The 14,870-nt window shown below is 68.2% G+C and carries 14 protein-coding genes; 8 read left to right on the top strand and 6 right to left on the bottom strand.

The window, feature by feature from the left end; all coding sequences use genetic code 11:
• Window positions 1–8 precede the first annotated feature (8 nt).
• On the bottom strand, window positions 9–770 hold the full coding sequence (locus NP80_RS22895; RefSeq protein ID WP_006410252.1) for a haloacid dehalogenase type II: 762 nt from the start codon (window positions 768–770) through the stop codon (window positions 9–11).
• Window positions 771–926: 156 nt separating this feature from the next.
• Between NP80_RS22895 and NP80_RS22890 the strand changes: the two genes are divergently transcribed.
• A complete protein-coding gene (locus NP80_RS22890) occupies window positions 927–1,832 on the top strand; it encodes a LysR family transcriptional regulator (RefSeq protein ID WP_006402614.1) in 906 nt (301 codons plus the stop codon).
• Window positions 1,833–1,973: 141 nt separating this feature from the next.
• Window positions 1,974–2,408, top strand: coding sequence for a universal stress protein (locus tag NP80_RS22885; protein WP_006410257.1), 435 nt, complete (start codon window positions 1,974–1,976; stop codon window positions 2,406–2,408).
• A gap of 211 nt (window positions 2,409–2,619) precedes the next feature.
• Here the strand turns inward: NP80_RS22885 and aceA are convergent, their stop codons facing one another.
• The 3 genes from aceA to NP80_RS22870 all read right to left on the bottom strand — a co-directional run bounded on the left by aceA (window position 2,620) and on the right by NP80_RS22870 (window position 6,446).
• Window positions 2,620–3,927, bottom strand: coding sequence for an isocitrate lyase (aceA, locus tag NP80_RS22880; protein ID WP_006402616.1), 1,308 nt, complete (start codon window positions 3,925–3,927; stop codon window positions 2,620–2,622).
• Window positions 3,928–4,306: 379 nt separating this feature from the next.
• Window positions 4,307–5,827, bottom strand: coding sequence for a DEAD/DEAH box helicase (locus tag NP80_RS22875; protein WP_006407730.1), 1,521 nt, complete (start codon window positions 5,825–5,827; stop codon window positions 4,307–4,309).
• 349 nt (window positions 5,828–6,176) lie between these two features.
• Window positions 6,177–6,446, bottom strand: a complete 270-nt coding sequence (locus NP80_RS22870; RefSeq protein ID WP_006402618.1) for an acyl-CoA-binding protein — start codon at window positions 6,444–6,446, stop codon at window positions 6,177–6,179.
• Between the two features lie 146 nt (window positions 6,447–6,592).
• On the opposite strand from NP80_RS22870, the gene tsaB reads away from it, so the two are divergent.
• From tsaB to NP80_RS22850, 4 genes are read left to right on the top strand one after another with little or no spacing between them, the layout of a single operon-like run.
• Complete coding sequence (gene tsaB / locus NP80_RS22865; protein ID WP_035488280.1) at window positions 6,593–7,360, top strand: tRNA (adenosine(37)-N6)-threonylcarbamoyltransferase complex dimerization subunit type 1 TsaB; 768 nt, start codon at window positions 6,593–6,595, stop codon at window positions 7,358–7,360.
• Window positions 7,357–7,854 (top strand): ribosomal protein S18-alanine N-acetyltransferase, encoded by a 498-nt coding sequence (rimI, locus tag NP80_RS22860; protein WP_006407728.1) that lies wholly within the window; start codon window positions 7,357–7,359, stop codon window positions 7,852–7,854. Before tsaB ends, rimI begins: the two co-directional genes overlap by 4 nt.
• The gene (locus tag NP80_RS22855; RefSeq protein ID WP_006407727.1) at window positions 7,841–8,917 is read left to right on the top strand and encodes a uracil-DNA glycosylase; all 1,077 of its coding nucleotides are present in this window, start codon (window positions 7,841–7,843) and stop codon (window positions 8,915–8,917) included. Before rimI ends, NP80_RS22855 begins: the two co-directional genes overlap by 14 nt.
• Complete coding sequence (locus NP80_RS22850; protein WP_006411688.1) at window positions 8,914–9,888, top strand: DUF1853 family protein; 975 nt, start codon at window positions 8,914–8,916, stop codon at window positions 9,886–9,888. The genes NP80_RS22855 and NP80_RS22850 overlap by 4 nt, the downstream gene beginning before the upstream one ends.
• 18 nt (window positions 9,889–9,906) lie before the next feature.
• On the opposite strand, the gene thiD is transcribed toward NP80_RS22850, so the two are convergent.
• Together thiD and lplT are read right to left on the bottom strand one after the other, a co-directional pair.
• Entirely contained in the window at window positions 9,907–10,716 is an 810-nt protein-coding gene (gene thiD / locus NP80_RS22845) for a bifunctional hydroxymethylpyrimidine kinase/phosphomethylpyrimidine kinase (RefSeq protein WP_006407725.1), read from the bottom strand.
• Window positions 10,717–10,774: 58 nt separating this feature from the next.
• On the bottom strand, window positions 10,775–12,082 hold the full coding sequence (lplT, locus tag NP80_RS22840) for a lysophospholipid transporter LplT (RefSeq protein ID WP_006407724.1): 1,308 nt from the start codon (window positions 12,080–12,082) through the stop codon (window positions 10,775–10,777).
• Between the two features lie 218 nt (window positions 12,083–12,300).
• On the opposite strand from lplT, the gene alr reads away from it, so the two are divergent.
• On the top strand, window positions 12,301–13,371 hold the full coding sequence (gene alr, locus NP80_RS22835) for an alanine racemase (RefSeq protein WP_006402626.1): 1,071 nt from the start codon (window positions 12,301–12,303) through the stop codon (window positions 13,369–13,371).
• 10 nt (window positions 13,372–13,381) lie between these two features.
• Window positions 13,382–14,758, top strand: coding sequence for a DNA repair protein RadA (gene radA, locus NP80_RS22830; RefSeq protein ID WP_006411691.1), 1,377 nt, complete (start codon window positions 13,382–13,384; stop codon window positions 14,756–14,758).
• Window positions 14,759–14,870: the final 112 nt, after the last annotated feature.

Raw genomic sequence — 14,870 nt, 5'->3', positions numbered from 1 at the left:
TGCGAATCTCATGCGCCCGGGCCGGGGCGCGTGCGGTTCGCCGCTCTGCCGGACGGAGCCGGGGTGGCGAGGAATGCGAGCAGATCGGCCATGCCGGTGCCGGTGCCGTCGGGCGGCACGCCGAGTTCTTCGGCCGGTGCGCCCGTGCGGTTCAGCCAGAACGTCGTGTAGCCGAACCAGCCGGCGCCTGCGACGTCCCACGCGTTCGACGACACGAACACGATGTCGCGCGGGTTCGCGCCGAACGCGGCGGTGCCGAGCGCATAGGCGGCCGGAGTCGGCTTGTACGCGCGCACGGCGTCGGCCGACAGCACGCGATCGAACAGCCCGGTCATGCCGGCGCTCTTGATCGCGATGTCGAGCATCTGCGGATTGCCGTTCGACAGGATCGCGAGCGGCGGACGCGGCTCCAGCGCGCGCAGCCTCCGCAGCGCGGGCACCGTATCGGGATAGGTGGACAGACACGCGTATTCGTCCATCAGCCGCTTTTCGGCCGCGCTGTTCAGCGCGACGCCGAGCGAGCGTGCGGCAAAGCGCAGCGCGTCGAGCGTGATGTCGCGAAACGGGCGATAGTGCGCACCGGCCGGATCGGCGAGCGTGCGCAGCTGCGAGTATTCGATTTGTTTGCGTCGCCACAGCTGCGACAACCGTTCCCCGCGACCGGGGAACATCTGCTCAGCCGCAGCCACGACGGCATGCACGTCGAACAACGTGCCGAATGCGTCGAACAGGATGGCGTCGGGAGAGGAGAGTGTCGTTGTGGCCGACATAGCCTTGCGCTCCAGTTTCAGAGGTCGAGTCGATTCTATTCGTGATCGCTGGTATCAAAAAAGACGCTAATCATCACTTGATCTTTTACTTTCATATACCTAATCTTGAGCCGCTTCAGTCATCAGAGCGGCACGGCGTGCCGTCCCTTTCGATTCATGGACCGGTTCAAACAGATCGAAACGTTCGTCGCGGTCGCGGCGAAAGGCAGCCTGTCGGCGGCCGCGCACGCGGAGGGCGTCGCACCGGCGATCATCGGCCGCCGTCTCGACGCGCTCGAGGAGCGGCTCGGCGTCAAGCTGCTCGTGCGCACGACGCGCAAGCTCACGCTGACCTTCGAGGGCTCCGCCTTCCTCGAGGATTGCCAGCGCATCATCAACGACATGCAGAACGCGGAAGCGAGCGTATCCGCCGGCGGCGTGAAGGCGAGCGGCCATTTGCGCATCACGGCGCCGGCCGGCTTCGGCCGCCGCCACGTCGCGCCGCTCGTGCCGGACTTCAGCGGCGCGCATCCGGACGTGTCGGTCACGCTCGATCTGTCGGACCGGATGGTCGACCTCGTCAACGAAGGCTTCGATTGCGCGGTGCGGCTCGGCGAGCTGCCCGATTCTTCGCTCGTGTCGCTGAAGCTCGGCGAGAACCGGCGCGTGTGCGTCGCGTCGCCCGCCTATCTCGCGCGGCGCGGCACGCCGACGACGCTCGCGGAACTCGCGCGCCACAACTGCCTCGCGCTCGCTGCGAACGCGAACCAGCAGCGCGGCTGGACGTTCCAGGAAGACGACAAGGTCGTGTCGATCCGCGTGAGCGGCACGATGGAGTGCTCCGACGGCGCGGTGCTGCACGAGTGGTGCCTGGCCGGCCACGGTCTGGCATGGCGATCGTGGTGGGAAGTCGGCGACGACATCGCGGCCGGCCGCCTCGTCAGCGTGCTCGACGCGTTCGCGGCGCCGCCGATCGGCATTCACGCCGTGTTTCCGCAGCGCCGGCACCTGCCGCTGCGCGTGCGGCTGTTTCTCGATTACCTGAAGCACACGTACGAGCGGCCCGGTTACTGGGGCGAATAGCGTCGCGCGGCAACATGCGGGCCAATCCGCTGCCGCCGCTGCCGCGTCGCGCACTACAATCGAAACAGGCAGGCGCGCGGCATCGCGACGAGCAGGGACGGCGCGGCGGCGCGCGGCGTGCCATTGACGCAGGAGGGCGCGATGTTCCGGCACATCCTCGTTCCAACCGACGGTTCCGAACTGTCGAAGAAGGCGATCGACGGCGCGATCGATCTGGCCCGCGCGGTCAATGCACGCGTGACCGCGTATGCGTGCCTGCCGCAGTATCCGTATTCGCCGTTTTCCGAAGTGATCATCGAGCCGCCCGCCGATTTCCGTGCGCGCAGCGAGCGCGAGGCACGCGCACATCTCGACGAAGTCGAAACGGCCGCGAAGGCGGCGGGCGTCGTCTGCGATACGTGGACGAGCGTGCATCCGTCGCCGTACCTCGGGATCATCGAGGCGGCCGAGCGCGGCGGCTGCGACGTGATTTTCATGGCGTCGCACGGACGTCGCGGGCTCGGCAGCCTGCTGATCGGCAGCGAGACGCAGCGCGTGCTGACTCATACGAATATTCCGGTGATCGTCTATCGGTGATCGCGGTGCCGGCGCTGCGAGTAGCGCATGGCCGGCGCCGAAAAAAGGGCGCGCCGGACGGTGCCGGCGCGCGTCGTAGCAAACGGCCCGCAGGCCGCGCGGCCGGTCGCGTGGTGCGCGCCGGCCGTCTCCTCCCTGGTTCTCGCTCTGTCGTCGCCGCCGCGGTCGGCCCGGTCCGGGCGCGACAGCGGCGGCGCGTGGCGCGCGACGCTTACGCGACCTTCTTGCCGTCGAAGAACTGCTCGTCTTCGGTCGAGCCGTGCAGGGCGGTCGTCGACGCTTCGCGCTCGACCGTCTGCGTGACCGCGTCGAAGTAGCCGGTACCGACTTCGCGCTGGTGCTTGACCGCCGTGAAACCCTTGTCGGCTGCCGCGAACTCGGCCTGCTGCAGCTCGACGAACGCGCTCATCTGCGTGCGTGCATAGCCGTGCGCGAGGTTGAACATCGAGTAGTTCAGCGCGTGGAAGCCGGCGAGCGTGATGAACTGGAACTTGTAGCCCATCGCGCCGAGCTCCTTCTGGAACTTGGCGATCGTCGCGTCGTCGAGGTTCTTCTTCCAGTTGAACGACGGCGAGCAGTTGTACGACAGCAGCTTGCCCGGGAACTGCTTGTGGATCGCTTCCGCGAACTTCTTCGCGTATTCGAGATCCGGCTTGCCGGTTTCGCACCAGATCAGATCGGCGTACGGCGCATACGCGAGGCCGCGCGACACGGCCTGCTCGAGGCCCGGCTTCGTGCGGAAGAAGCCTTCGACCGTGCGTTCGCCGGTCAGGAACGGCTTGTCGTTGTCGTCGATGTCGGACGTGATCAGGTCAGCGGCTTCCGCGTCGGTACGTGCGACGAGCACGGTCGGCGTGCCCATCACGTCGGCGGCGAGACGCGCGGCCGAGAGTTTCGCGACCGCTTCGCGCGTCGGCACGAGCACCTTGCCGCCCATGTGGCCGCACTTCTTGACCGATGCGAGCTGGTCTTCGAAGTGCACGCCCGATGCGCCTGCCTCGATCATCGCCTTCATCAGCTCGAATGCGTTCAGCACGCCGCCGAAACCGGCTTCCGCGTCGGCGACGATCGGCGCGAAGAAGTCGACATAGCCTTCGTCGCCCGGGTTCTTGCCTTCGGACCACTGGATCTGGTCTGCGCGCGTCAGCGTGTTGTTGATGCGCTTCACGACGAGCGGCACCGAGTTCGCCGGATACAGCGACTGGTCCGGATACATCTCGCCGGCGACGTTCGCGTCGCCCGCGACCTGCCAGCCGGACAGGTAGATCGCCTTCAGGCCGGCCTTGACCTGCTGCATCGCCTGGTTGCCGGTCAGCGCGCCGAGTGCGTTGACGAACGGCTCGTTGTTGATCAGCTCCCACAGCTTTTCGGCGCCGCGCTTCGCGAGCGTGTGCTCGACCTGGATCGAGCCGCGCAGGCGCACCACGTCTTCAGCCGTGTAGCTGCGCTTGATGCCCTTCCAGCGCGGATCGGTTTCCCATTGCTTTTGCAGTTCCTGTGCCTGTTGCTGACGCGACATGATGAGCTCCTTGAAGTGGTGTGTTGCCTATCGGTTGAATCGGACGGTGATGATGCTGTTCGCGAAGCCGGTTGTGCTGCGTCCCGTTTCGTGAAGTCTTGTATAAGAGTCTAGGCAAATCGCGTCGCGCGAAACAGGGGCTATGTCGGGATGGTTTGAAATTTTTATTCTTTGAAAATCATGCGGTTATGATTGGCGTTTCGCGATGAGAAACGCCTTTTTTTATTCTGCAATCGGCACGGTTGTGCCACGCAGCATGATTTTTTACGAGACAAAAGATTTTTTCGTATTGTGAAAAGCGGGGCGAGACGAAAAAAAACCGGCGCGGATGCGCCGGTCGATCGGATGCGTGGGCGGCTCGCAAGCCGCCCGTGCGCGCTTACGACGCGGAATTGCTGCGTCGCGGGCCGCTGCTGCGCTGACCGTCGCGACGGCCGCCGTCGCGGCTCGCGCCCGGCTTGCCGCTCCAGCCGCCGCCGTTGCCGCCGCCGTAGCTGCGGCCGTGACCGCCGTGGCCACCGCCGCCCGGCTTGCCGCCGAAACGTCGACCGCCGTTACCGCCGCCCGGGCGGCCGCGGCCGTTGCCGCGATCGTTGCGCGGCGGCGTCTTGCGCGGCTCGAAGCCTTCGATCACGTTGACCGGCAGCGGCGAACGCACGAAGCGCTCGATGCGCTTGAGCGCACCTTGCTCCGCGTGATGCACGAGGCTCACCGCGATACCCGAACGGCCCGCGCGGCCCGTGCGGCCGATCCGGTGCACGTAGTCTTCTGCGAACTTCGGCAGATCGTAGTTGAACACGTGCGTGATGCCCGGAATGTCGATGCCGCGCGCCGCGACGTCGGTCGCGACCAGCACGCGCACGCGGCGCTCGCGCAGCGCACGGATCGTGCGGTTACGTGCGCCCTGCGGCAGGTCGCCGTGCAGCGCGGCCGACTGGAAGCCGGCGTCGGCGAGGCGGCCGGCCAGCTGATCGGCGTCGATCTTGGTCGCCGTGAAGATGATCGCCTGGTCGAGCGCGGCGTCGCGCAGCAGGTGATCGAGCAGGCGATCCTTGTGGTCGCGGTCGTCGACGTAGTGGACCGTCTGCGCGATGTTCGCGCGCGATTCGAGGCGCTGCTGGATCTCGATGCGCTCCGGATCCTTCAGCAGGCGGCTCGTCAGCGAACCGATCTTGCCGTCGAGCGTGGCCGAGAACAGCATCGTCTGGCGCGACTCGGGCGTTGCCTCGACGATCGTTTCGATGTCTTCGATGAAGCCCATGTCGAGCATGCGGTCGGCTTCGTCGAGCACGAGCATCTTCAGCTCGGACAGGTCGATGCGGCCGCGCTCGAGGTGGTCGAGCAGGCGGCCCGGCGTCGCGACCAGGATTTCCGGGTTCTTCGCGAGCAGCATCAGCTGCTGGCCGTAGGCGACGCCGCCGAGGATGCTGACAGTGCGCAGGCGCTTCAGGTGCTTGCCGTACGTCGATGCGGCGGTCGTCACCTGCATCGCGAGTTCGCGGGTCGGCGTCAGCACGAGCAGGCCCGGGCGCGCGACGGGTTGCGGACGGCGCGCGCGGCGCTCGCCCTGGTTCGCTTCGCGCGGCGCGCGCGGTTGCTGCGCCTGCGCTTTCTGGAGCTGCGCGAAACGCTCGATCGCAGGCAGCATGAAGGCGGCCGTCTTGCCCGAACCGGTCGGGCTCGACACCAGCAGGTCGCGGCCGGCGATGCCGGCCGGAATCGCGCGCTGCTGAACCGGCGTCGGCTTCACGTAGCCGGCGGCCTGCAGCGCGGAGACGATCTCCGGCGACAGCCCGAGCGACGCGAAGCTCGGTTCGTCGGCGGCCGGTGCGGCGGCGTCGAGACCGAGCGCCTGGTCGGCGATCGCGTTGAGCGGGCTGGAGTTGATGCTCGAAGTCATAACAATCCTTGAAACACAGTGGGTGAAACGTCGGCGCCAATCGCGCATACCCAAGTCGTCGGATTCAGCGAGCAAATCGGGAAACGGGTGCAATCCGCCGAATGGACGGCGGACGAGGCATTAGAAGCTGTTTTGGGTGCGGCGCGCTGCAGGAGCGGGACCGCCAGCCTGATAAGTGACGACCGCAAGGGCCGAAGCAGGAGGGGACAGGTTCTAAACCGGATTGGAGCTTAACGCTACGTGGCGTCCGGCCGGAGCGGCCTACAGGCCGAGCGCGGAAGTGACGCAGCCAGCATTGTAACGAATTTTGCTGCGCTGCGCCACCGGTTTGAAGGCCGAGGGCCGGCGGTCAGGAAGCGGTGCCGTTCTTCAGCGATTCGACGAGTTCGATGTACTGCTGCTTCGCGGTGTCCTGCGGTGTGCCCTTCAACGCTTCCCACGCGTCGTACTTGTATTTGCCGACGATGTCGGTGAAGCCGGGCTTGTCGCCGTGGACGTCGCCGTCGGTCGCCTGCTTGAACAGCGCGTACAGCCGCAGCAGCGTCAGATTGCCGGGCCGCTCGGTCAGTTGCTTCACGTCGATCTGGGCCTGATCGAATCGGGCGGTGAGGTCGCTCATCGGTGTCTCCGTAAGGGTTTCGAGTCGGCCGATCTTAACAAGCGGGCCGTCGCGCAGGGTCGAGCGATCCTTCCAAACCGCCGACGGCGCCGCCGGCGCGCGAAGATCGGCCGCGATCGCCCGTCAGGGCGGGGCGCCGCATTACAATGTCGGCCATGACGCAAACAGTGCTCCTCGCCATCGATACGTCGACCGAATACTGCTCGGTCGCGCTGCTGCGCTCGGCCCCGGCCGATGCCGCCGTTTCTTCCCCGCAAACCTGGTTCCGTCACGAGATGACGGGCGCCGTGTCGAGCACGCGCGTGCTGCCGGCGCTCCAGGAACTCTTCGCCGAATCCGGCCTTACGCTCGCCGACTGCGACGCGATCGCGTTCGGCGCCGGCCCCGGCTCGTTTACGGGCCTGCGCACCGCCACCGGCATTGCACAGGGCCTCGCGTTCGGTCGCGGGCTGCCCGTCGTGCCGATCGGCACGCTGCTCGCGTGCGCGGAGCACGCGCGGCTGCGCGCGCCCGGCACGACGCGCGTGCTGGCGGCGCTCGACGCGCGGATGGACGAAGCGTACTGGGCCGACTTCGCCTGGGACGACGAGGCGCACGACTGGCGCACACTGCATCCGGCGTCGCTCGACGCGCCGGCGGCGGTCGGCGTGCCCGATGCGCCGTTTACGCTCGCCGGCAACGCGGCCGCCGCATTCGGCGCGCAGCTGCCCGCGGCCGCGCGCGCGACGACGATCGACGGCGAAGCGCTGCCGCATGCGCTCGCAGTCGCGCATGCGGCGCTGCGTGCGTTCCGCGCAGGGCGTGTCGTGCCGGCCGATCAGGCTGCGCCGGAATACGTGCGCGACAAGGTCGCGCAGACGACGGCCGAGCGGATCGCGGCACGCGCAGCGCGCACGGACGGGGCGCAGGGATGACGGGCGTCCTGCTGAGCGACCGTTATCTGTCGCCGATGACGGATGCCGATCTCGACGAAGTCGTCGCGATCGAGCAGGCCGCGTACGAATTCCCGTGGAGCCGCGGCAACTTCGAGGATTCGCTGCGCAACGGCTATTTCGGCGTGTGCCTGCGTCACGTGACGGGCACGCTCGTCGGCTATTGCGTGCTGATGCCCGTCATCGACGAGATGCATCTGCTGAACCTCTGCGTCGCGCCCGCCGCGCAGCGCTCGGGCGCCGGTCTCGCGCTGCTGCGCGAAGCCGTGCGCATTGCACGCGCCGAACGGCTCGACGGCGTGCTGCTCGAAGTGCGGCCGTCGAATCCGCGCGCGATCCAGCTGTACGAGCGTTTCGGCTTCGTGACGATCGGCCGGCGCAAGAACTACTATCCGGCGCGGCATCGCAGCCGGGAGGACGCGATCGTGATGCGTCTGACGCTGAACAACGACGGAGGCGCGCATGGCGTGGGCTGAAGCGGCGCTCGAGGAGATGGGCCTCGCGCAGATCTGGGTACGGCGCGGCCAGCGCGCGAGCGGCTCGGCGGCCGGCGACGGTGCCGTCGCGGCGCAGTCGGAAGCCGCCGGCGCCGGCGCGGAGACCGTTGCGGCGGCATCGGACGCGGTGCGGTCGCGGCCCGCGGCGGCGCGCGAAGCACATGAGAAGGCGGCCGAACCGGTCGCGCGTCGGGCGGACGACGGTGCGTCGACAGGCGCGCCGATGCGCGCTACTGCGCCCGTCGCCGATGGCCATCCTGTCGACACGCCGCGTGCACCGCAGCCGGCCGACGACGTGCCCGGCGCGCTCACGGCGATCGCGTCGGCCCAGGCGGCCTCGCCGTCCGCCGACATGCCGCCGGCCGTCGACGACGATTTCGCGTGGTTCGACGCCGCGCCGCCCGGCGATTCGGCAACGGCGGCCGAGCCGCGCGCGGCCGAAGCGCCGGTCGCCATGCTCGACTGGGACGCGCTCGCCGCGCGCGTGGCCGACTGCACGCGTTGCCGCCTGTGCGAGAAGCGGACGAACACGGTATTCGGCGTCGGCGACCGCGAAGCGGACTGGATGCTGATCGGCGAGGCGCCGGGCGAAAACGAGGACAAGCAGGGCGAGCCGTTCGTCGGTCAGGCCGGCAAGCTGCTCGACAACATGCTGCGCTCGCTGTCGCTGCAGCGCGGCGAGAACGTGTACATCGCGAACGTGATCAAGTGCCGGCCGCCGGGCAACCGCAATCCCGAGCCGGACGAGGTCGCTCGCTGCGAGCCGTATCTGCAGCGCCAGGTCGCGCTGGTCAAGCCGAAGCTGATCGTCGCGCTCGGCCGCTTCGCCGCGCAGACGCTGCTGAAGACCGACGCGAGCATCGCATCGCTGCGCGGCCGCGTGCACGCTTACGAAGGCGTGCCGGTGATCGTCACGTACCACCCCGCGTATCTGTTGCGCAGCCTGCCGGACAAGGCGAAGGCATGGGCGGACCTGTGCCTGGCGCGCGACACGTTCGCGGCGTCGCCTGCTGCCGACGCGCCGCCGCCGGCCGCGCCATGACCGGGCGCGCGGCGTTCGCCTTCGTCGATACGCTGCGCGACGTCGCAGTTCGCGACCTCGGCTGGCTGCTCGCCAGTCCGAGCCTGCTGAGCGCCGCGCCCGGCGCGCCGCTGGCGCAGCCATGGTCGACCGCGGCCGAGCAGAGCGCCGCCGAAGCATGGCTCGCGGCGCTCGACGCGTCGCCCGCGCCACTGCATCGCGCGCTCGACGGGCTGCGCCCTGTGCGGCTCGGCCGCTATGCGGAGTGCCTGCTCGAATACTTCCTCGCGCACGGCCCGTCGCTGTCGCTCGTCGCGGCCAATCTGCCGCTGCGCACGCATGGCCACACGCTCGGCGAAGTCGATTTTCTCGTCGATGCACGGGACGGCCGACGCCTGCATTGGGAACTCGCGGTGAAGTGCTATCTATGCGCACCGGTGCGGGAGCGTGCGACGCTGGCCGATTTCGTCGGACCGAATCTCGTCGACCGGTTCGATCGCAAACGCAGCCGGCTCGTCGAGCACCAGCTGACGCTGAGTCGCCGCGACGGCTTCGCGCGGCTCGGCTACGGCCCCTTGTCCGATGCGCAGATGTTCGTGAAGGGCTGGCTGTTCTATCCGCATCGCGCACCGGTGCCGCCCGTCTCGGCCGACATCGCGCCGGATCATCCGCGCGGCTTCTGGCTCACGCATGCGCAGTGGGCGGAATGGGCCGCCGCGCAGCCGGCGGACGCGGCCTGGAGCGTCCTGCCGCGGCTCGCCTGGCTCGCGCCGCGGCGGATCGCGGCGAACGTGGCAAACGCCGGCACGCCGCCCGTGCCGTTTGCCGACACGCGCGCGTTGCCGGCGGCGCTGTCCGAGCGCCCGGCGCCTGCGCTGATCGGTGTTTACAAAGCGGAACCGGACGGCACGTGGTACGAGACCGCGCGCGGCTTCATCGTGCCGGACGACTGGCCAGCGCGAGCGCAGGCCTTTGCCGCGCTGGCCGGCTGAGCGCGCCTCGGCGCGGGCTCACCACCAGCGATGGAAATGGTGGACGGGGCCGACGCCGTGGCCGACGTCGAGCTGGCCGCTCGCGGCGATCGCGCCGGTCAGATAGGCCTTCGCTTCGCGCACCGCGCTTTCGAGGTCCGGCAGCTGCGGCAGCAGCGCAGCGATCGCGGACGACAGCGTGCAGCCCGTACCGTGCGTATTGCTGACCGGCACGCGCGGGCCGTCGAGCCGCACGGCGCCCGCTTGCGCGACGAGCCAGTCGGGGCTCGCGGCCGCATCGGGCAAGTGGCCGCCTTTCATCAGCACCGCACGTGCGCCGGTCTGCAGCAGCGCGCGGCCTTGGCGCACCATGTCGTCCTCGGTCGTCGCGTGCGCGTCGCCGAGCAGCGCGGCCGCTTCCGGCAGATTCGGCGTGACGACCGTCGCGAGCGGCAGCAGCGCGTCGCGCAGTGCGTCGACCGCCTCGGGCGCGAGCAGCGCATGCGCGCTCTTCGAGATCATCACCGTGTCGAGCACGACGAAGCGCGGTGCGTAACGCCGCAGCGCGTCGGCGACGGCGTGCACGATCGGCGCGTTCGCGAGCATGCCGATCTTCACCGCATCGATGCGAATGTCGCCGAACACCGCGTCGAGCTGCGCGGTCACGAACGCGGGATCGGGCGCGTGCACACCCGTGACGCCGCGCGTGTTCTGCGCGGTCAGCGCGGTGATCGCGCTCGCGCCGTATGCGCCGAGTGCGGAGAACGTCTTCAGGTCGGCCTGGATGCCGGCGCCGCCGCCGGAATCGGAGCCGGCGATCGTCAGCACGTTGGGTATCGGATGCGTCATGATGGCAACGCGCCGGCTCGACGGCCGGCGCGAACGGACGGAAACGGGAAGTGTAGCGTCAGTGCCGCGATTCGCCGATCAGCGCGACCGAATCGAACTGGCGCTGGTTCGCCTGATGGCGGCGCATCACGAGCCACATCGTCAGGCACACGAACGTGCCGAACAGCACGATCACGACGCCGACCGGCACGTCGAGCCAGACGAGCACCGCATACAGGCACAGCATCACGAGCACCGACAGGTTCTCGTTGAAGTTCTGCACCGCGATCGAATGGCCGGCCGACAGCAGCACGTGGCCGCGATGCTGCAGCAGCGCATTCATCGGAACGACGAAGTAGCCGGACAGCGCGCCGACGCCGATCAGGAACACGTAGGCGACGATCAGATACACGGGCAGGCGCAGATGACCGATGTGCAGCGCCCAGTGCGACGGAAACAGATCGCGCGTGTAGAACGCCATCAGCATCACCGCGATGCCCATCATGATGCCGACGGGCAGCACCGTCAGCGACTTCTTCAGCGGAATCCGCCCCGCGGCGGCGATCGCGCCGCCCGCGACGCCGACCGCGACCACGGCCTGCAGGATCGCGCCTTCGGACAGCGTCATGCCGAGCGAGACTTCGGCCCATTTCAGCACGATGAACTGTAGCGTCGCACCGGCGCCCCAGAACAGCGTCGTGACCGCGAGCGAGATCTGGCCGAGCTTGTCGCGCCAGAGCACCATGAAGCAGTCGGCGAAATCGGTGACGAGCTTGACGGGCCCGCGCTCCTGTTTCGGATAGCGCGCGCCGGTATCGGGAATGCGCAGGTTGAACAGCGCGGCGATCACGTACAGCGCCATGATGATGGCCATCGCCGCTTCGGCCGGCGTACCGATCCACGACGGCGTGTGGGCGATCACGTGCGATGCGATGTGCGGGCTGATCAGCGCGCCGCCGAGCACGGTACCGAGGATGATCGAGCTGACCGTCGTGCCTTCGATCCAGCCGTTCGCGGCGACGAGCCGGTCGGCCGGCAGCAGCTCGGTCAGAATCCCGTATTTGGCGGGCGAGTAGGCGGCCGCGCCGAAGCCGACGATGCCGTACGCGAGCAGCGGATGCGCGCCGAACAGCATGATGAGGCAGCCGACCACCTTGATCGAATTGGTGATGAACATCACGCGGCCCTTCGGACGGGAATCGGCGAACGCGCCGACGTACGCCGCGAGCACCACATAGGACAACACGAAGAACAGCTTGAGCAGCGGTGTCATCCAGTTCGGGGCGTGGAGGTCTTTCAGCAAGGCGATGGCGGCGATGAGAAGCGCATTGTCGGCCAACGACGAGAAAAACTGCGCGGCCATGATGGTGTAAAAACCTTTTTTCATCTGATGCGATGCTTTCGTCGCTGCGGCTTGGCCGCGTAGGCCGCCAGGTATGCGATCGGCTTATTCCGTTCGAAATGGGTTGTGCGCACGGCTTTATAACACGAAAATACGGCAGTTCGGACTAGCAAGATTCCCCGATCGTTCCGCAAATTGTCGGCTTCGGTGCTCAAAAGGCGCGGTAAGCTGATGATTCGCAAGCGTCTTTACGTAAATTTCCCATGCCGCGCCCGATCTCCGCCACCATCCACACTGCCGCTCTCGCGAACAATCTCTCCGTCGTCCGCCGCTATGCCGGCCCGTCCAAAGTCTGGGCGGTCGTCAAGGCCAACGCGTACGGCCACGGGCTCGCGCGCGTGTTCCCGGGCCTGCGCGGCACAGACGGCTTCGGGCTGCTCGATCTCGACGAAGCCGTGAAGCTGCGCGAGCTCGGCTGGGCGGGCCCGATCCTGCTGCTCGAGGGCTTCTTCCGCTCGACCGACATCGACGTGATCGACCGCTACAGCCTGACGACCACCGTGCACAACGACGAGCAGATGCGGATGCTGGAAACCGCGCGGCTGTCGAAGCCCGTCAACGTGCAGTTGAAGATGAACAGCGGCATGAACCGGCTCGGCTACGCGCCGGAGAAATACCGCGCCGCATGGGAGCGCGCCCGCGCGTGTCCGAGCATCGGACAGATCACGTTGATGACCCATTTTTCGGATGCCGACAACGAGCGCGGCGTCGCCGAGCAGCTCGCGACTTTCGAGCGCGGCGCGGCGAACATCGCAGGCGCGCGCTGCCTCGCGAATTCGGCGGCCGTGCTCTGGCATCCGGACACGCATTTCGACTGGGTGCGGCCCGGGATCGTGCTGTACGGCGCGTCGCCGTCGGGGCTGTCGTCCGATATCGCGGATACCGGCCTGAAGCCGGCGATGACGCTGTCGTCCGAGCTGATCGCGGTGCAATCGATCGGCAAGGGGCAGGCGATCGGCTACGGCTCGACGTTCTCCGCGCCCGCGCCGATGCGGATCGGCGTCGTCGCATGCGGGTACGCGGACGGCTATCCGCGCGTCGCGCCCGAAGGCACGCCGGTGATCGTCGACGGCATCCGCACGCGCATTGTCGGGCGCGTCTCGATGGACATGATCACGGTCGACCTAACCCCGTGTCCGCAGGCCGGCGTCGGGGCGCGCGTCGAGCTGTGGGGCAATGCGCTGTCGATCGACGACGTCGCGCGCCATTGCGGGACGATCGGCTACGAGCTCATGTGCGCAGTCGCGGCCCGCGTGCCGGTGCGTGCGGAATAAGGGCGCGCGCGTGGCAAAACAGAAAACCGTCTATGTCTGCAGCGAGTGCGGCGGACAAACCCCGAAGTGGCAGGGGCAGTGCCCGTCGTGCCAGGCCTGGAATACGCTCGTCGAATCGGTCGCCGAATCGCCGAGCGCCCATCGCTTCCAGTCGCTCGCGAAACGTGCGCCCGTCCAGCGCCTCGTCGACATCGAAGCGGCCGACGTGCCGCGCTTCTCGACCGGGATCGGCGAATTCGATCGCGTGCTCGGCGGCGGCCTCGTCGCGGGCGGCGTCGTGCTGATCGGCGGCGATCCGGGCATCGGCAAGTCGACGCTGCTGCTGCAGTCGCTCGCGGACATCGCGAGCGAGCGGCGCGCGCTCTATATCAGCGGCGAGGAATCGGCCGCGCAGATCGCGTTGCGCGCGCAACGACTCGCGCTGCTCGACGGTGCCGCGCCGGCCGCCGAGCTGAAGCTGCTGGCCGAGATCCAGCTCGAGAAGATCCAGGCCGCGATCGACGCGGAGCGGCCCGACGTCGCGGTGATCGACTCGATCCAGACCGTCTACTCGGAGGCGCTGACCTCCGCACCGGGCTCGGTCGCGCAGGTGCGCGAGTGCGCGGCGCAGCTCACGCGCATCGCGAAACAGTCGGGTACCGCGATCATCATGGTCGGCCACGTGACGAAGGAGGGCAACCTCGCGGGCCCGCGCGTGCTCGAGCACATCGTCGACACGGTGCTGTACTTCGAAGGCGATACGCACTCGTCGTTCCGGCTCGTGCGCGCGTTCAAGAACCGCTTCGGCGCGGTCAACGAACTCGGCGTGTTCGCGATGACCGAGCGCGGGCTGCGCGGCGTCGCGAACCCGTCGGCACTGTTCCTGTCGCAGCACGAGCAGGTCGTGCCCGGCTCGTGCGTGCTCGTCACGCAGGAGGGCACGCGCCCGCTGCTCGTCGAAATCCAGGCGCTCGTCGATACCGCGCACGTGCCGAATCCGCGCCGGCTCGCGGTTGGCCTCGAACAGAACCGGCTCGCGATGCTGCTCGCCGTGCTGCACCGGCATGCGGGCATCGCGTGCTTCGATCAGGACGTGTTCCTGAACGCGGTGGGCGGCGTGAAGATCGCCGAGCCCGCGGCCGATCTCGCGGTGCTGCTCGCGATTCACTCGTCGATGCGCAACAAGGCGTTGCCGAAGGGGCTGATCGTGTTCGGCGAAGTCGGCCTGGCCGGCGAGATCCGCCCGTCGCCGCGCGGGCAGGAGCGCTTGCGCGAGGCCGCGAAGCTCGGCTTCACGACCGCGCTGATTCCGAAGGCGAACGCGCCCAAGCAGGCGATCGAGGGCCTGAACGTGATGGCGGTCGAGCGGCTCGAGCAGGCGATCGACCGCGTGCGCGGCCTCGAATGACCGCGTAGCCGAGCGGCAGGGCGCGATCTGTCGCGTAATTCGCTGTAAAGAATATGTAGGCCGCGGTAACCTGCCGGACACGACTTTTTCCTATCCTTTGCCGGATTGTCGA

It is taken from the genome of Burkholderia multivorans ATCC BAA-247 (assembly GCF_000959525.1).
Taxonomy (GTDB): Bacteria; Pseudomonadota; Gammaproteobacteria; order Burkholderiales; family Burkholderiaceae; genus Burkholderia; species Burkholderia multivorans.
This window is presented reverse-complemented; position numbering and strand designations above follow the sequence as displayed.

Bases quoted from the DNA above. Each gene is read 5' to 3' on its own strand.
- lplT (WP_006407724.1), bottom strand. From the start codon at position 12,082: ATGAAAAAAGGTTTTTACACCATCATGGCCGCGCAGTTTTTCTCGTCG.
- NP80_RS22885 (WP_006410257.1), top strand. From the start codon at position 1,974: ATGTTCCGGCACATCCTCGTTCCAACCGACGGTTCCGAACTGTCGAAG.
- NP80_RS22875 (WP_006407730.1), bottom strand. From the start codon at position 5,827: ATGACTTCGAGCATCAACTCCAGCCCGCTCAACGCGATCGCCGACCAG.
- NP80_RS22850 (WP_006411688.1), top strand. From the start codon at position 8,914: ATGACCGGGCGCGCGGCGTTCGCCTTCGTCGATACGCTGCGCGACGTC.
- NP80_RS22870 (WP_006402618.1), bottom strand. From the start codon at position 6,446: ATGAGCGACCTCACCGCCCGATTCGATCAGGCCCAGATCGACGTGAAG.
- NP80_RS22855 (WP_006407727.1), top strand. From the start codon at position 7,841: ATGGCGTGGGCTGAAGCGGCGCTCGAGGAGATGGGCCTCGCGCAGATC.
- NP80_RS22895 (WP_006410252.1), bottom strand. From the start codon at position 770: ATGTCGGCCACAACGACACTCTCCTCTCCCGACGCCATCCTGTTCGAC.
- NP80_RS22890 (WP_006402614.1), top strand. From the start codon at position 927: ATGGACCGGTTCAAACAGATCGAAACGTTCGTCGCGGTCGCGGCGAAA.
- thiD (WP_006407725.1), bottom strand. From the start codon at position 10,716: ATGACGCATCCGATACCCAACGTGCTGACGATCGCCGGCTCCGATTCC.
- tsaB (WP_035488280.1), top strand. From the start codon at position 6,593: ATGTCGGCCATGACGCAAACAGTGCTCCTCGCCATCGATACGTCGACC.
- aceA (WP_006402616.1), bottom strand. From the start codon at position 3,927: ATGTCGCGTCAGCAACAGGCACAGGAACTGCAAAAGCAATGGGAAACC.
- alr (WP_006402626.1), top strand. From the start codon at position 12,301: ATGCCGCGCCCGATCTCCGCCACCATCCACACTGCCGCTCTCGCGAAC.
- rimI (WP_006407728.1), top strand. From the start codon at position 7,357: ATGACGGGCGTCCTGCTGAGCGACCGTTATCTGTCGCCGATGACGGAT.